This is a genomic window from Paraburkholderia sp. EG287B, from assembly GCF_040965595.1.
In the GTDB taxonomy this organism is placed as follows: domain Bacteria; phylum Pseudomonadota; class Gammaproteobacteria; order Burkholderiales; family Burkholderiaceae; genus Paraburkholderia.
In genome coordinates this window covers 1-14,874 of the sequence record NZ_JBFRCG010000005.1, presented here as the reverse complement: position 1 = coordinate 14,874, position 14,874 = coordinate 1, and the positions used below count along the sequence as shown (strand labels likewise).

Genomic DNA, 14,874 nt, shown 5'->3' with positions numbered 1-14,874 from the left:
TTGTATTCCTTCGTATTTCAGTGCGCACCGGACTTCGCGTCCGGCGCAGGGTTTTGCGGATTCGTGAGTGACGCTACTACGCGCTCCATCTGCATGAAGCGCGAGCCTTTCACGAGAATCGTTGCGCCGGCGCCGTAACCGGCACCAGCCAGCGCGCGCACGAGCTCGCCCACGTCGGCGGCATGCAGCGCCTGCGCGCCGAACGCCGCCGCGCTGTCACGCGCTGCGTCGCCGAGCGTGTAGAGCGCGTCGATGCCGCGTTCCTTCGCGTAGGCGCCCACCTCGCGGTGAAATGCGGGACCGTCGTCGCCGACTTCGCCCATGTCTCCGAGCACCAGCACGCGCGGCGACGTGCGCGAAGCCAGCACGTCGATCGCTGCGCGCACCGAATCGGGATTCGCGTTGTAGGTGTCGTCGATCACCGTCGCGCCCGTCAGCTCGCCGAGCGCCGCGCGCTTCACCTGCAAGCGGCCCTTGACCGGCTCGAACGCCTCGAGCCCGCGGCCGATCGCCTCGAGCGAGACGCCCGACGCAATCGCCGCCGCCGTGGCCGCGAGCGCGTTGTGCGCGTTGTGGGCGCCCAGCACCTTCAACTCCACTTCGAGATGGCCTTCCGGCGTCGCGATCGCGAGCCGGTTGCCCGCCAGCTTGTCGACGAGCTTGCCGGTGACTGCCGCTTCCACCGCACGCGTCTCCGTATGCAGCGCGAAGTCGAGAATGCGCGAACCCGTCGCCGCCACGCGCCAGATGCTCGCGTAGGCATCGTCGGCCGGAAACACCGCGACGCCCGTGGGCTTGAGCGCGTGAATCACGCTCGCATGCTCGAGCGCGACGGCTTCCACCGTCGCCATGAATTCCTGATGCTCGCGCTGCGCGTTGTTCACCACCGCGACCGTCGGCTCGGCGAATTTCGCCAGCAACTCGGTCTCGTCCGGGTGATTCATGCCGAGTTCGACCACCGCCAGCTGATGAGCGCCGCTCAAACGCAGCAACGTTAACGGCACGCCGATGTCGTTATTGAGGTTTCCGGTGGTCGCGAGACGCAAATTTTCTCCCACGGCCGCCGCGAAGATCGACGCGATCATTTCCTTGACCGTCGTTTTGCCGTTGCTGCCCGTCACGGCGACGAGCGGCATCGAGAAGCGGCGGCGCCAGCCGAGCGCGAGCGCGCCGAGCGCCTTGCGCGTGTCGTCCACGCGTAGCGCGGGAATGCGCCAGTCGCCGGGGCTGCGCGAAACGAGCGCCGCGCTCACGTGACGGTTCGCGACCTCGCCGAGAAAGTCGTGCGCGTCGAAGCGGTCGCCCTTGAGCGCGACGAAGAGATCGCCGGGGCCCGTGGTGCGGCTGTCGGTCGAAATGCGCTCGAACGTGGCGTTCTCGTCGCCGAGTACGCTCGCGCCGGGAATCAGCGCCGCGGCTTCGCGCAGGGAAAGCATCGTCATTCACCACCTCCGCGCCCGTGCGTGGCACGGGCGGCGAGTGCAAGCCGCGCGTGGTCCTGATCGGAAAACGCGCGCTTCTTGCCCATGATTTCCTGGGTCGCCTCGTGGCCCTTGCCGGCCAGCACGACGACGTCTTCGCGCGCCGCGCCGCGCACCGCCTGCAGGATCGCGCTCGCGCGATCCTCGATGCGGCGCGCCTTCGCGGCGTCGCGCATGCCTTGTGCGATCTGCTCGATGATCGCCGCGGGCGTCTCGCTGCGCGGGTTGTCGCTCGTCACGACGACCTGGTCGGCGAGGCGTTCCGCGATCGCGCCCATGAGCGGGCGCTTGGTCGCGTCGCGATCGCCGCCGCAGCCGAACATGCAGACGAGCTGGCCGCCGCGTGCCGCTGCCATCGGGCGCAGCGCTTCGAGCGTTTTTTCGAGCGCGTCCGGCGTATGCGCGTAATCGATCACGACGAGCGGCTCGTCGTGATCGGCGCGGCCACCGAGACGCTCCATGCGCCCGTTCACCGGCTGCAGCTTGGAGATCTCGTTGAGCGCCGCGACGAGCGGCACGTTCGCCGCAAGCAGCGCGCCGAGCACGCCGAGCAGATTGCTCACGTTGAAGAGGCCGAGCACATGCGCCTCGACTTGCGCCTCGCCCCAGTCCGACGTTTCCAGATGGAATGCCGTGCCGGTGGCAGTGGCGCGCACGTCGTTCGCGCGCAGCCACGCGTCGGCAACGGGTGCGTCGGCGGCGGGCGTCGCCACGCCATACGCAATCGTGCGAGCCTTGCCGCGTGTCGCGGCGATCAGGCGGCGCCCCGCTGCGTCGTCGGCGTTGATGATCGCGGCGCGCAGGCCCGGCCATGCAAACAGACGCGCCTTCGCGGCCTCGTAGGCCTCGAAAGTGTGGTGATAGTCGAGATGGTCTTGCGTGAGATTCGTGAAGACGCCGATGTCGAACGAGGTCCCGTTCACGCGGCCCTGATGCAGCGCGTGCGAAGAGACTTCCATCGCAATCGCCTGTGCGCCGGCACCGCGCAATTGCGCTAGGCTGCGCTGCAGCTGCGGCGCGTCGGGCGTAGTGAAGCCCGTATGCACGAGCTGGCCCGGAAAGCCCGTGCCCAGCGTGCCGACGATCGCGCACTTCTGGCCGATGGCCGTGAACGCCGAGGCGATCCACTGGCTGCACGACGTCTTGCCGTTCGTGCCCGTCACGCCGACCACGAGCATGGCATCGCTCGGGTCGCCATACCAGCCGCTGGCGATTTCGCCCGCGAGCACGTCGAGCTGCGGCACTGCGAGCGCAATCGACGCGTCGGGCTGTTCGCCCGCATAGCCTTCCGGCTGATACAGCACGGCTGCGGCGCCACGCTCGATCGCATTGGCGATGTGCGGGCGGTTGTCCGCGCCCTCTACGGCGTAGGCGAGAAACACGTCGCCCGGCTGGAGCGAGCGCGTGTCGGCGTGCAGGCCGGCTGCGGACGCGACGTGCGTTCGCAGCCATGCGAGCGCGTCCGCGATCTGCCGGTGCGCGGGATGCTGGTTGCGCGTGGCGCTCATCGGACGACTCCGGGTCGATTTTTCGCGTTGTCCGCGATGGTCATGTGACGCGCGGCGGCGGCGCTTTTCGCGGTAGTCGTGTTCGACACGCGCTTCACCGGCGTAGCGGGCGCGTTCGCGACGGCCGGGGCCGAGGCGGCGGCGCTGGTGTCCTCGACGACGAGCTGCTTCACCGGCATGTCCGGCGGCACGTTGAGCGAGCGCAGCGTATCGCCGACGATGCCCGAGAACACCGGACCCGACACCGCGCCGCCGAAGTGGCTGCCGGCCGTCGGTTCGTCGACCGTGACGGCCACGACGATGCGCGGATTCGGCATCGGCGCCATGCCGACGAACGACGCGCGATATTTCGAATGATCGTAGCCGTGCGGGCCGTGCTTGTACGCCGTGCCGGACTTGCCGCCCACGCGGTAGCCGGGCACGGCGGCGTCGGGCGAGGTGCCGTCCTTCGACACCACGCTCTCCAGCATCGTGCGCACTTCACGCGCCGTGGTCGGCGCGAAGACCTGGGTGCCCTGCACCGGCTGCGTGTCGCCCGGGTGGCGGAAGATCGTGACCGGCAGAATCTGGCCGTCGTGCGCGATCGCCGTGTACGCGCGCGCGAGCTGGAACAGCGAAACGGAGAGGCCGTAGCCGTAGGACATCGTCGCCTGCTCGATGCGGCGCCAGCTTTTCCACGGACGCAAACGGCCCGCCGCCGCGCCGGGGAACCCGACCTTCGGCGCCTGACCGAGACCGATGCTGGTGTACATGTCCCACATTTCTTCGGGGCGCAGCGTCATCGCGATCTTGGTCGCACCGATGTTGCTCGACTTCTGGATCACGCCGCCCACCGTCAGCACGCCAAAGCCGGCGTCGTCGGTGATGGTCGCGCCGTCGAGGGTGAAGTGGCCCGCGCCCGTATCCACCAGTGTACTCGGCGAGACGCGGTGCAGATCCAGCGCGAGCGACACCGTGAACGGCTTCATGATCGAGCCCGGCTCGAACACGTCGGTGAGAATGCGGTTGCGCAGCTGCTCGCCCGTGAGGTGCGAGCGGTCGTTCGGGTTGTAGGTCGGATAGTTCACGAGCGCGAGCACTTCGCCGGTGCGCACGTCCACCACCATCGCGGCGCCGGCCTTGGCCTTGAACTTCTCGACGGCGGCTTTCAGGTTCGAATAGGCGATGTACTGAATCTTGCTGTCGATCGAAAGTTCGACGTCCTTGCCATCGTGGGGCACGACCGTTTCGTCGACGTCCTCGACGATGTGGCCCATGCGGTCCTTGATGACGTGGCGAATGCCCGGCACGCCCGCGAGCACTTTCTGGTCCGACAGCTCGACGCCTTCCTGGCCCTCGTCCTCGACGTTGGTGAAGCCGATCAAGTGCGCAGTGACGTCGCCTTCCGGATAGAAGCGCTTGTATTCGTTGCGCTGGTAAATGCCCGGAATGTCGAGCGCCGTCACTTTCTGCGCGACGTCGAGCGGCACCTGGCGCTTCACGTAGACGAAGGTCTTGTCTTCAGACAGCTTCGCGCGCAGCTCTTTCGTGTTCATGCCGAGCAGCGCGCCGAGCTGGTTGAGCTTGTCGGCGCCGAGATCGTCGGGGACGGCTTCGGGAATCGCCCAGATCGCGCGCACGGGCAGGCTCGTGGCGAGCACGAGGCCGTTGCGGTCGAGAATCTTGCCGCGCGTGGCCGGCAGCTCGATCGTGCGCTGGTAGCGGCTTTCGCCCTGCTTCTGATAGAACGCGTTGCCCGGGCCCTGAATCCAGAACGCGCGCGCGGCAAGCGCGACGAACGCCATGAAGAGCAGGAACACGACGAGCTTCGAGCGCCACATCGGCAGGCGCACGGAGAGAATGGGGTTGGCGCTGAAGGCGACGCTCTTGCGGCGATTGTCCTTTTTCATCGCGTGCCTCCGCGGCGGGCAGGCGTGGGCGCGGCGCCCTGCGGGGGCGCCGAGGTCGGCACGGGGGCGTCGACGGCGGTGGCGCTGCCGGGCGCGAGCGTCAGATATTGCGTGCGTCCGGTCGTGACGGGCTGCATCTTGAGCGAGTCGGTGGCGATCTGTTCGATGCGCGACGTTCTCGACAGCGCACTCTGCTGATATTGAAGCTGTGCGTAGTCCTGCTGGAGCTGATGCTCCTGCGACTGCGCGCGTTGCAACTGGATGAAGATCTGACGCTGCTGATTGGTGGCGTTCACGACGGAAAGCGCGCACCCCATGACGACGATCAGCAGGAAGATGTTCAGACGATTCATGGCGTGACGCGCTCCGCGGTGCGCATCACGGCCGAGCGGGCGCGCGGATTCGCGGCGACTTCCTCGTCGCTCGCGAACACGCGCCCGAGCAGCTTGAGCGGCGGGCTCGGCAGGTCGACGGCGCGGATCGGCAGGCGGCGGTCCACCGCCGGCGCGTTCGCGTGCGCCTGCATGAACCGCTTGACGATCCGGTCTTCGAGCGAATGAAAGCTGATGACCACCAGCCGCCCCCCCTGTTCCAGCAACGACAGTGCTGCTTCTAGAACGACCTGCAGCTCCGCAAGCTCTTGATTGACGTGAATCCGTATAGCTTGAAAGGTGCGGGTTGCCGGGTCCTTACCCTTCTCACGGGTTTTGACGACGTTAGCCACGATTTGGGCAAGCTCGCCCGTGCTGTCGAGAGGCCCGAGACGGTCGGACTCTGCCCGGCGAGCAACAAGCGCCTTTGCAATCTGAAAAGCAAACCGTTCTTCCCCATAATCCCGAATTACCTCCGTCAGTTCCTGCAACGTGGCCCGAGCGAGCCAGTCAGCGGCGGACTCGCCGCGCGTCGGGTCCATCCGCATGTCGAGCGGACCATCCGCGCGGAAACTGAAACCGCGCTGCGGATCGTCGAACTGCGGCGACGACACGCCAAGGTCCAGCAATATTCCCGACACACGCCCTACCCCGCGCGACGCGAGCTCGTCGCGCAGCGAAGCAAAACTCTCATGCACGATCGAAAACCGCGCGTCGTTCACGGTTTGCGCCGTCGCGATCGCCAGCGGGTCCTTGTCGAACGCGATCAGGCGCCCGGCCTCGCCGAGACGCCCGAGGATCGCGCGACTGTGCCCGCCGCGACCGAACGTGCCGTCCACATAGACGCCGTCCGCGCGCGTGACCAGCGCGTTCACCGCTTCGTCTAGCAGCACCGTGCGATGCTGCAGTCCCTGTCCCATCGCAGATGCCATAGCTTTTTGAACCGCGATCAGAACGTGAAATTTTTCAAGGCGTCGGGCATGCCCTGCGCCATTGCCGCCTGTTCCTTGGCGGCGTAGGTCTGCGCATCCCACAACTCAAAATGACTACCCATGCCGAGCAGCATGACTTCCTTTTCCATTCCTGCCGCCAGACGCAATTCAGGTGAGACGAGCACGCGGCCCGCACTGTCGACATCGACGTCGGACGCATTGCCCAGAAAAATACGGCGCCACCAGTGCGCGTCCATCGGCAAGGCGGCGACCTTCGAGCGGAACACTTCCCATTCGGGGCACGGAAATAGCAACAGGCAGCCGTCCGGGTGCTTGGTGATCGTCACCCGTCCTTCTGCCTGTTGTTGCAGCGCTTCCCGATAGCGCGACGGAATCGACATCCGTCCTTTCGCATCGAGTGTTAGCGCCGACGCCCCCTGGAACAATTTGCTCCCCCTAATGCGGCGCTTTTCGCCGCCCGCCTAAATCCCGGAAAATCTACCTGAATACGCGCCTGAAATCACACAAAAATACACTTTCTCACACTGTCTCCCACTTTAGAGGAACGCCCAACGAGGGTCAAGGGAGACCGGACGTTTTTTGACGAAATTTATCCGCTAGAACAAGGACTTAGCGGCACTTGTTGAAGTCGGGACAAAAGCCAAAAACCGTTATGAATGAATGAGCTAACGCAGGTTCTGAAGGTGATACGTGAAAAGCGCGGCGATAAACGGCCTACGGCGGGATCGAGCGGGGGGCTTGCGGGGATTAAAACCGGGGGCTGAAAGCTCTGAAAGATTAATCCGGGTTTGGGCCGACAGCGATTGCCGGCCCATGCCATTAATCAGATGTAGTAGGCGGTTCGCGTCATGACTTTCGATGCTACACGCATTAGCGAACGCACCGGCAAAGGCAATTCGACGCCGCCCAGATCGGTGGCCGATTTGGCGTGCGAGATTTCGTCGGCGCGCATTTGCTCGACGACCGCGCGCGACTCGAGATCGGCGGGCGGCAGGCTGTCGAGGTGGCTGTCGAGATGATGCTCGACCTGGCGCTCGGTTTCGGCCATGAAGCCGAGGCTCACCTTGTCGCCGAGGCGGCCGGCGGCGAAGCCGATCGCGAGTGCGCCCGCGTACCACAGCGGATTGAGCAGGCTCGGACGCGAGTCGAGCGCCTGCAGCCGGCGCGAGGTCCACGCAAGGTGATCCTCTTCTTCGCGCGCGGCCTGCTCGAAGGCCGCCCTGAGCGAGGGCGAGCGCGCCGAGATTTTCTGCGCCTGATACAGCGCCTGTGCGCACACTTCGCCGACGTGATTGACGCGCATGAGCCCGGCGGCGTGCGTGCGCTCGGCAGGCGTGAGTTCGCTGCCGGCGGGTACGGCATCGCCCTCGGGCGTCACTTCGATGGTAACGGGGGAAGGCTGCGGCATCGGACGCGTCATGCGCGACACGCCGGTGAGAGAGCGCAGGCCCCGGTCGAATTCGGTAATCAAGTCATCTAGCGTCATCCAGCCTCCCTTTCATTTCGTTGGCGAGCCGGATTGGTCGCTCGCCCGGACTGCCCTTTCACCACTACACAAACTCACGGACATCCGTCAATCCGGGGCAGCGCCGATAGATAGCTGCATATTCTAGACCATGTTGTGTAAACGAAACAGGTACTTAGCGAGGCCCAGGCTTTTCCTTTGTGACTATTAACCCTTTTGTTACATTACGTGCAACTTCTCGCGAAGTTAGAAGGACAGGACCCTACGCAAGATAAAAAACTGGTCCCGTTAAAAGACGCAAAAGATTCGCAAACACTGGAGATCATTCAATGAAGAAGTCGCTTCTCGCGCTGGCTGCGCTGGGCGCGTTCGCGGGCGTTGCTCACGCTCAGAGCAGCGTCACGCTGTACGGCATCATCGACGAAGGTTTCAACATCAACACGAATTCGGGTGGCAAGCACCTGTACAACCTGTCGAGCGGCGTGATGCAAGGCAGCCGTTTCGGCCTGCGCGGCGCTGAAGACCTCGGCGGCGGCCTGAAGGCAGTCTTCGTGCTCGAAAACGGCTTCGACGTGAATAACGGCAAGCTCGGCCAGGGCGGCCTGATGTTCGGTCGTCAGGCTTACGTTGGTCTCTCGAGCTCGCAATTCGGCACGGTCACGCTGGGTCGCCAGTACGACTCCGTCGTCGACTACGTCGGCCCGCTCGAAGCAGGCGACCAGTGGGGTGGCTACATCGCAGCGCACCCGCAGGATCTGGACAACTTCAACAACGCCTACCGTACGAACAACACGGTCAAGTTCACCAGCGCCAACTACGCTGGCCTGACCTTCGGCGGCACGTACAGCTTCGGTGGCCAGGCAGGCAACTTCTCGGCGAACCAGATCTGGTCGTTGGGCGCCGGCTATAACAACGGTCCCCTCGTCCTCGGCGTGGGTTACCTGAACGCACGTACGCCGAACGCGACCGGCGGCCTGTTCAACAACGGCGGCACCGCATCGCCGCAGACGGGCGTAAAGGGCGTTACGGGCACTTCGTTCAACCCGGTGTACGGCGGCTTCGCATCGGCTAACACGTACCAGGTCATCGGCGCAGGCGGCGCATATACGTTCGGCGCAGCAACGCTCGGCCTGACGTACTCGAACGTCAGCTTCCGCAACCTCGGCTCGACGTCGACCTCGCTGTTCGAACGCGGCACGAACGCCAACTTCAACAACGTCGAAGCGAACATCAAGTACCAGTTCACGCCGGCCCTGCTGGCAGGCTTTGCGTTCGACTTCACGGACGGCAGCAGCGTCACGCGTGCGAACGGCACGAGCGAAAGCGGCGCGAAGTACTTCCAGTACGCACTGGGCACGGACTACTTCCTGTCGAAGCGCACGGACGTCTACCTGATCGGCGTGTACCAGCACGCTACGGGCTCCGACTCGACGGGCGGCACCGCTGTTGCGTCGATCAACGGCCTGACGCCGTCGAGCACGAACAACGTGTTCACGGCTCGCGTTGGTATCCGTCACAAGTTCTAAGAAGAACAGTCGCTGTAATCTCGAAGGCGCCTCCGGGCGCCTTTTTTCTTTGGTGCGTTTTGTCGTTTCGCCACAGTGCGCACGACAAAAAAGCGGCCTGCCCTCGATGGGCAGACCGCTCTTCGCTTTTGACTCGCGGGCCTTTCGCTTCGCTCTTGCGTTTTCAGGCGCGACCGTCGCGCAGCTCGCGGCGCAGGATCTTGCCGACGTTGCTCTTGGGCAGATCGTTGCGGAACTCGATGATCTTCGGCCGCTTGTAGCCGGTGAGCTGCGTCTTGCAGTACTCGAATACGTCCTTGTCGGTGAGCGCCGGGTCCTTCTTGACGATATACAGCTTCACCGCCTCGCCCGAATTCTGGTCCGGCACGCCCACCGCCGCCACTTCGAACACGCCCGGCAGCTTGGCCACGACGTCCTCGACTTCGTTCGGATACACATTGAAGCCCGAGACCAGAATCATGTCCTTCTTGCGGTCGACGAGCTTGATGTAGCCGCGCGCGTTGATGAGACCGATGTCGCCCGACTTGAAGTAGCCGTCCGGCGTCATGACCTTCGCCGTTTCTTCCGGCCGCTGCCAGTAGCCCGCCATCACCTGCGGACCGCGGATGCAGATCTCCCCCGCTTCGCCGATCGGCAGTTCGTTGCCGGCGTCGTCGCGAATCGAAATTTCGGTGGAAGGCAGCGGCAAACCGATCGTGCCGGTGTATTCCGTCGCCGTGACCGGATTGCAGGTCACGCTGGGTGAGGTTTCCGAGAGGCCATAGCCTTCGACGATCGGCGTATGCGTGCGCTCGTACCAGCGCTTGGCCACGGCTTCCTGCACCGCCATGCCGCCGCCGTTTGCAACGAGCAGATGCGAAAAGTCCAGATTGCCGAATTCCGGATGGTTGAGCATCGCGTTGTAGAGCGTATTCACCGCGGGGAAACACGTGATCGAGTACCCGCGCAGCTCCTTGATCATGCCGGCGATGTCGCGCGGATTCGGGATCAGGATCGCGAGACCTCCGGTGCGCAGCGTCAGCAGCCCGCAAACGGTCAACGCGAACACGTGGTACAGCGGCAGCGCCGCGACCGTCACCGGTTGCGTACCGGACGGCAATTTCGCCAGCGCGGGCTCGGTCCATGCCGCCGACTGCAGCACGTTGGCGATCAGGTTGCGATGCAGCAGCGTCGCCCCCTTGGCCACACCGGTCGTGCCGCCCGTGTACTGCAGGAAGGCGACGTCCTCGGGCGTCTGCTCGACGCGCTTGAAGCCTGTGCGCGCCCCTTCGGCGAGCGCGTCGTTGAAGCGCACGTGGCCGGGCAGGTTCCAGGCGGGCACCATCTTCTTCACGCTTCGCACGACGAAGTTGACGATGAAGCCCTTCGCGCCAAGCAGGTCGCCCATCGCCGCGACCAGCACGTGCTTCACGCGCGTATTGGCGACGACCGCGCTTACGGTTCCGGCAAAATTCTCGAGGACGACGATCGCCTCGGCGCCGCTGTCCTTCAACTGGTGTTCGAGTTCGCGCGGCGTGTAGAGCGGATTCACGTTCACGACGACATATCCCGCGCGCAGCACCGCGGCGAGCGCGACCGGATACTGGAGCACGTTGGGCATCATGAGCGCGATGCGCGCACCACGTGCGATGCCGCGCGACTGGAACCACGCGGCCAGGCGCTGGGAGAGCTGGTCCAGCTCGCCGTAGGTGATCGTCTTGCCCATGCAGGCGAAAGCGGGCTTTGCACGGAATTCGCTGAAGCTCTCCTCGAGCAGCGCAGTGATGGACGCGTAACGGCTTGCGTCGATTTCAGCGGGAACGCCGGGCGGGTACGATTTCAGCCAGACTTTTTCCATGCAGCGTCTCCTCCTTGATTTTTCGAATGGTCGTGCTAAAAAATTGGATCGTAGCATGGCGACCCAGCTTTTATGTCAGCAAATCAGCGAGTTAGAAAGGCCCCTCGAACGCGCGTCGCGGGGCCGCTAGCGGTAGCGTGAGACGCTTTCAGGCCCGCTCGACCTCGACGAGGCAATCGTAGAACGTCGCCGAGCCGCCAAGGTCGGTGAGCGCCTGGCTCGTCACCTCGTTGGCGTTGCGGCCATCCGGCGCAAGCTTCTTCCACCAGATCGACAGGCCCACCACGAGACCGCTGCGTGCCCGATCGGTCACGCGCGCCCGCGCGCGCATCGAGCCGCGGTCGTTGAACACGCGAACCTCGTCGCCATCGGCAATCTCGCGGCGTGCGGCGTCAGCCGGATGGAGGTCCACGTGCGGCTCCCCCTCGGTCGCGCGCAGGCTTTCCACGTTCACGAAGGTGCTGTTCAGGAAGTTGCGGGCGGGCGGCGAGATCATCGCGAGCGGAAAGCGCGCAGCGAGCTCGGGCGCACCGTCCGCCGATTCGTGCGGCGGCAGATAGTCGGGCAGCGGATCGAGCCCGGCCTTCGCAAGCGCCTCGCTATGGAACTCGCACTTGCCCGTGGGCGTGCGAAAACCGCCGTTCGCAAACGGTGCTTCGGCGACGTTCAGCTTCAGCCAGCCTTCGCGCTTGAGCGCCGCCCAGTCGGCGCCGCCCAGCGCGGGATCGGTCCAGTCGAAAGCGTGGGCCGCCACGTCTTCGTCGCTTTCGAACAGCGCCGGCTCGGTCAGGCCCATCGCGCGCGCGATGGAGCGGAAGATTTCGGTATTCGGCCGCGCCTCGCCAACGGGCGCGATGGCAGGCAAGTTCGCCATGACGTGCGTGTGGCCGTAGGACTTGTGGACGTCGAGATGCTCGAGCTGGGTCGTGGCCGGCAGCAGCAGGTCGGCGTAATCGGCGGTGTCGGTCTGGAACTGCTCAAGCACGATCGTAAAGAGGTCTTCGCGTGCGAAGCCGGCCGCAACCTTCGCCGATTCGGGCGCAACCGCAACCGGATTCGAGTTGTAGACGACGATCGCTTCGACCTTCGGGCCGAATGCGGCGTCGCCTGCGTGCGTGAGCGCGTCGCCAATCTGGTTCATGTTGACGATACGCGGCTGATGCTGCGGCCAGCCCGGGATCAGATCCGGACGCTGGAGCGCGTTCGCATCGACAGGGGCCCAGCCCGACGACGAAAGCAGCACGCCGCCCGCGCGCTCGCGCCACGCACCGGTCAACGCGGGCAGGCAGGCGATGGCGCGCACGGCGTTGCCGCCGCCGCGCACGCGCTGCAGGCCATAGTTCATGCGAATCGCCGCCTTGCGCGTCGAGGCGTAGAGGCGCGCGAGATCGACGACGACCTGTTCCTCGATGCCACAGATCGCGGCGACGCGTGCGGGCGTGTAGGTGAGCGCACGCGCCTTCAGCTCGTCGAAGCCGTGCGTATGGGCCGCAATGTAATCGTGATCGAGACGGTCCTCGGTGATCAGCACGTGCATCATGCCGAGCGCGAGCGCGCCGTCCGTGCCGGGCTTGAGCGCAATGTGCTGATGGCACTTCTCGGCCGTCAGCGAGCGATAGGGGTCGATCGCGATCAGCTTCGCACCGTTGCGTTTCGCTTCCTGCGCGCGGGTCCAGAAGTGCAGGTTCGACGCGATCGGGTTGGCGCCCCAGATCAGGATCACTTCGCTTTCCGCGAAATACTCGGTGAGCATGCCGAGGCTCGAGCCGAACGTATAACGCAGGCCGGCGGCGCCCGCCGCCGCGCAGATTGCGCGATCGAGACGCGACGCGCCGAGCTTGTGAAAGAAGCGCTGCGCGATGCTATCGCCCTGAACGAGTCCCATCGTGCCGGCATAGCTGTACGGCAGGATCGCTTCGGGCGCGCGCTGCGCGATTTCGCCGAGGCGGTCGGCGGCAAGGCGACAGGCTTCGTCCCAACTGATCGGCTCGAAACGCCCTTCGCCCTTGCGCCCCACACGCTTCATCGGCTGCGTCAAACGCTTCGGATGATGGACACGCTCGGCATAGCGGGTCACCTTCGTGCACAGCACGCCTTGCGTCGGCGGGTGATCGGGATCGCCGCTCACCTTGATTGCCCGGCCGTTTTCGACGGTCACGCGCATCGCGCAAGTATCGGGACAATCGTGCGGGCACACTGCACGGGCAAATTCGGCTGGGGCGTTCATCGGAAATCCGTGGGTCAGGCGTTTTGTCGTAAGAGCGATTTTATTATGTTCGGGGTGCGCGCCCTGTACGCACCCTGTGGGTTGGCGCGAAAAAAAAGGTTCGGCGTAGAATGGTCCGTCTAGACCCGGCTTATTTTGGAGACGAAAGCCGGGCGCCCACTTTTTGAGCACCGTCCGCCATGAAACTGATTCCGGAAATCCAGGCCGCCCAAGGCGAAATTCAGGGCCTCCGACGAACGATCCACGCGCACCCCGAACTGCGCTACGAAGAAACCCAGACCTCCGACCTTGTCGCGGCAAAACTCACAGAATGGGGCATCGAAGTGCATCGCGGCATGGGCCAGACCGGCGTCGTCGGCGTGCTCAAACGCGGCACCGGCAAACGGATGGTCGGATTGCGCGCCGATATGGATGCGTTGCCGATCCAGGAACTCAACACATTCGACCATCGCTCGCGCAACGAAGGCAAGATGCACGCGTGCGGCCACGACGGCCATACGGCGATGCTGCTTGGCGCGGCGCAATATCTCGCGCGACACGGGCAGTTCGACGGCACGATCGTCTTCATTTTCCAGCCCGCCGAAGAAGGCGGCGCCGGCGCGAAAGCCATGATCGAAGATGGCCTCTTCAAACAGTTTCCGGTGGACGCCGTTTTCGGCATTCACAATTGGCCGGGCATGCCGGCTGGCTACTTCGGCGTGACCGAAGGGCCGATTATGGCCTCGAGCAACGAATTCCGCCTTGAAATCAAGGGCGTAGGTTCGCACGCGGCGTTGCCGCACAATGGCCGCGATCCGGTCTTCACAGCAGTGCAGATCGCGAACGGGCTGCAGAGCATCATCACGCGCAACAAGAAGCCGCTCGATACGGCGGTGCTCTCGATCACACAGATTCATGCGGGCGATGCGGTCAACGTGGTGCCGAATACGGCCTGGATCGCGGGAACGGTGCGTACCTTCACGACGGAAACGCTGGATCTGATCGAATCGCGACTGCGCAAGATCACCGAGAGCACGGCGCAAGCGTACGACTGCTCGGTCGACATCACCTTCCATCGCAACTATCCGCCGACGGTGAACAGCAGCGCGGAGGCGCAGTTCGCCGCGGAGGTCATGCGTGAGGTGGTCGGTGCCGATCACGTCGATGCGAACGTCGAGCCGACCATGGGCGCCGAGGACTTCTCGTTCATGCTGCTGGAGAAACCCGGTTGCTACGCGTTTCTCGGCAACGGCGAAGGTGGTCACCGGGATGCAGGACACGGCGCGGGTCCTTGCATGCTGCACAACGCGAGCTATGACTTCAACGATCAACTGCTGCCAGTCGGATCGTCGTTTTGGGTGCATCTGGCGACGAGATTTCTGGCGCAGCAGTAATTCTGGGCACCAATGCAAAAAGCCGTCCACCGGACGGCTTTTTTGTTTGCTGCTTCTAAAGCGTAAACGCCATAACCCCGGTGCTCTTTCGGAGACACCGGGGTTCTGGACGTTACAGCATAAGGAGCCTGACGATTACCTACTTTCACACGGGCAATCCGCACTATCATCGGCGTGGAGCTGTTTCACGGTCCTGTTCGGGATGGGAAGGGGTGGGACCAGCTCGCTATGGTCATCAGGCATG

At 64.5% G+C, this 14,874-nt stretch carries 11 protein-coding genes and 1 rRNA gene; 2 read left to right on the top strand and 10 right to left on the bottom strand.

Annotated elements, in window-relative coordinates:
- Window positions 1-17: 17 nt before the first annotated feature.
- From murF to coq7, 7 genes are all read right to left on the bottom strand, one after another.
- Window positions 18-1,442, bottom strand: coding sequence for a UDP-N-acetylmuramoyl-tripeptide--D-alanyl-D-alanine ligase (murF, locus tag AB4Y40_RS09650; protein ID WP_368687496.1), 1,425 nt, complete (start codon window positions 1,440-1,442; stop codon window positions 18-20).
- Window positions 1,439-2,989: a UDP-N-acetylmuramoyl-L-alanyl-D-glutamate--2,6-diaminopimelate ligase gene (locus AB4Y40_RS09645; RefSeq protein WP_368687495.1), complete on the bottom strand. Its 1,551-nt coding sequence runs from the start codon at window positions 2,987-2,989 to the stop codon at window positions 1,439-1,441. Before AB4Y40_RS09645 ends, murF begins: the two co-directional genes overlap by 4 nt.
- On the bottom strand, window positions 2,986-4,878 hold the full coding sequence (locus AB4Y40_RS09640) for a peptidoglycan D,D-transpeptidase FtsI family protein (protein ID WP_368687494.1): 1,893 nt from the start codon (window positions 4,876-4,878) through the stop codon (window positions 2,986-2,988). The genes AB4Y40_RS09645 and AB4Y40_RS09640 overlap by 4 nt, the downstream gene beginning before the upstream one ends.
- Window positions 4,875-5,231, bottom strand: coding sequence for a cell division protein FtsL (gene ftsL / locus AB4Y40_RS09635; protein WP_028207784.1), 357 nt, complete (start codon window positions 5,229-5,231; stop codon window positions 4,875-4,877). The genes AB4Y40_RS09640 and ftsL overlap by 4 nt, the downstream gene beginning before the upstream one ends.
- A complete protein-coding gene (gene rsmH, locus AB4Y40_RS09630; protein ID WP_368687493.1) occupies window positions 5,228-6,181 on the bottom strand; it encodes a 16S rRNA (cytosine(1402)-N(4))-methyltransferase RsmH in 954 nt (317 codons plus the stop codon). Before rsmH ends, ftsL begins: the two co-directional genes overlap by 4 nt.
- A 17-nt stretch (window positions 6,182-6,198) precedes the next feature.
- Window positions 6,199-6,627, bottom strand: a complete 429-nt coding sequence (gene mraZ, locus AB4Y40_RS09625) for a division/cell wall cluster transcriptional repressor MraZ (RefSeq protein ID WP_368687492.1) — start codon at window positions 6,625-6,627, stop codon at window positions 6,199-6,201.
- Window positions 6,628-7,025: 398 nt separating this feature from the next.
- Window positions 7,026-7,688 carry a 2-polyprenyl-3-methyl-6-methoxy-1,4-benzoquinone monooxygenase gene (gene coq7 / locus AB4Y40_RS09620; protein ID WP_133183005.1) on the bottom strand — a complete coding sequence of 221 codons (663 nt, stop codon included), beginning with the start codon at window positions 7,686-7,688 and terminating at the stop codon, window positions 7,026-7,028.
- Between the two features lie 308 nt (window positions 7,689-7,996).
- Here coq7 and AB4Y40_RS09615 point away from each other — a divergent pair, with 308 nt between their 5' ends.
- On the top strand, window positions 7,997-9,193 hold the full coding sequence (locus AB4Y40_RS09615; RefSeq protein WP_368687491.1) for a porin: 1,197 nt from the start codon (window positions 7,997-7,999) through the stop codon (window positions 9,191-9,193).
- A 163-nt stretch (window positions 9,194-9,356) separates the two neighbouring features.
- Here the strand turns inward: AB4Y40_RS09615 and AB4Y40_RS09610 are convergent, their stop codons facing one another.
- Complete coding sequence (locus AB4Y40_RS09610) at window positions 9,357-11,030, bottom strand: long-chain fatty acid--CoA ligase (protein ID WP_368687490.1); 1,674 nt, start codon at window positions 11,028-11,030, stop codon at window positions 9,357-9,359.
- 148 nt (window positions 11,031-11,178) lie between these two features.
- Window positions 11,179-13,257, bottom strand: coding sequence for a molybdopterin-dependent oxidoreductase (locus AB4Y40_RS09605; protein ID WP_368687489.1), 2,079 nt, complete (start codon window positions 13,255-13,257; stop codon window positions 11,179-11,181).
- A 179-nt stretch (window positions 13,258-13,436) separates the two neighbouring features.
- Between AB4Y40_RS09605 and AB4Y40_RS09600 the strand changes: the two genes are divergently transcribed.
- A complete protein-coding gene (locus AB4Y40_RS09600) occupies window positions 13,437-14,630 on the top strand; it encodes a M20 aminoacylase family protein (protein WP_368687488.1) in 1,194 nt (397 codons plus the stop codon).
- Between the two features lie 126 nt (window positions 14,631-14,756).
- Here AB4Y40_RS09600 and rrf read toward each other — a convergent pair.
- A 5S ribosomal RNA gene (gene rrf / locus AB4Y40_RS09595) occupies window positions 14,757-14,870 on the bottom strand.
- Window positions 14,871-14,874 lie beyond the last annotated feature (4 nt).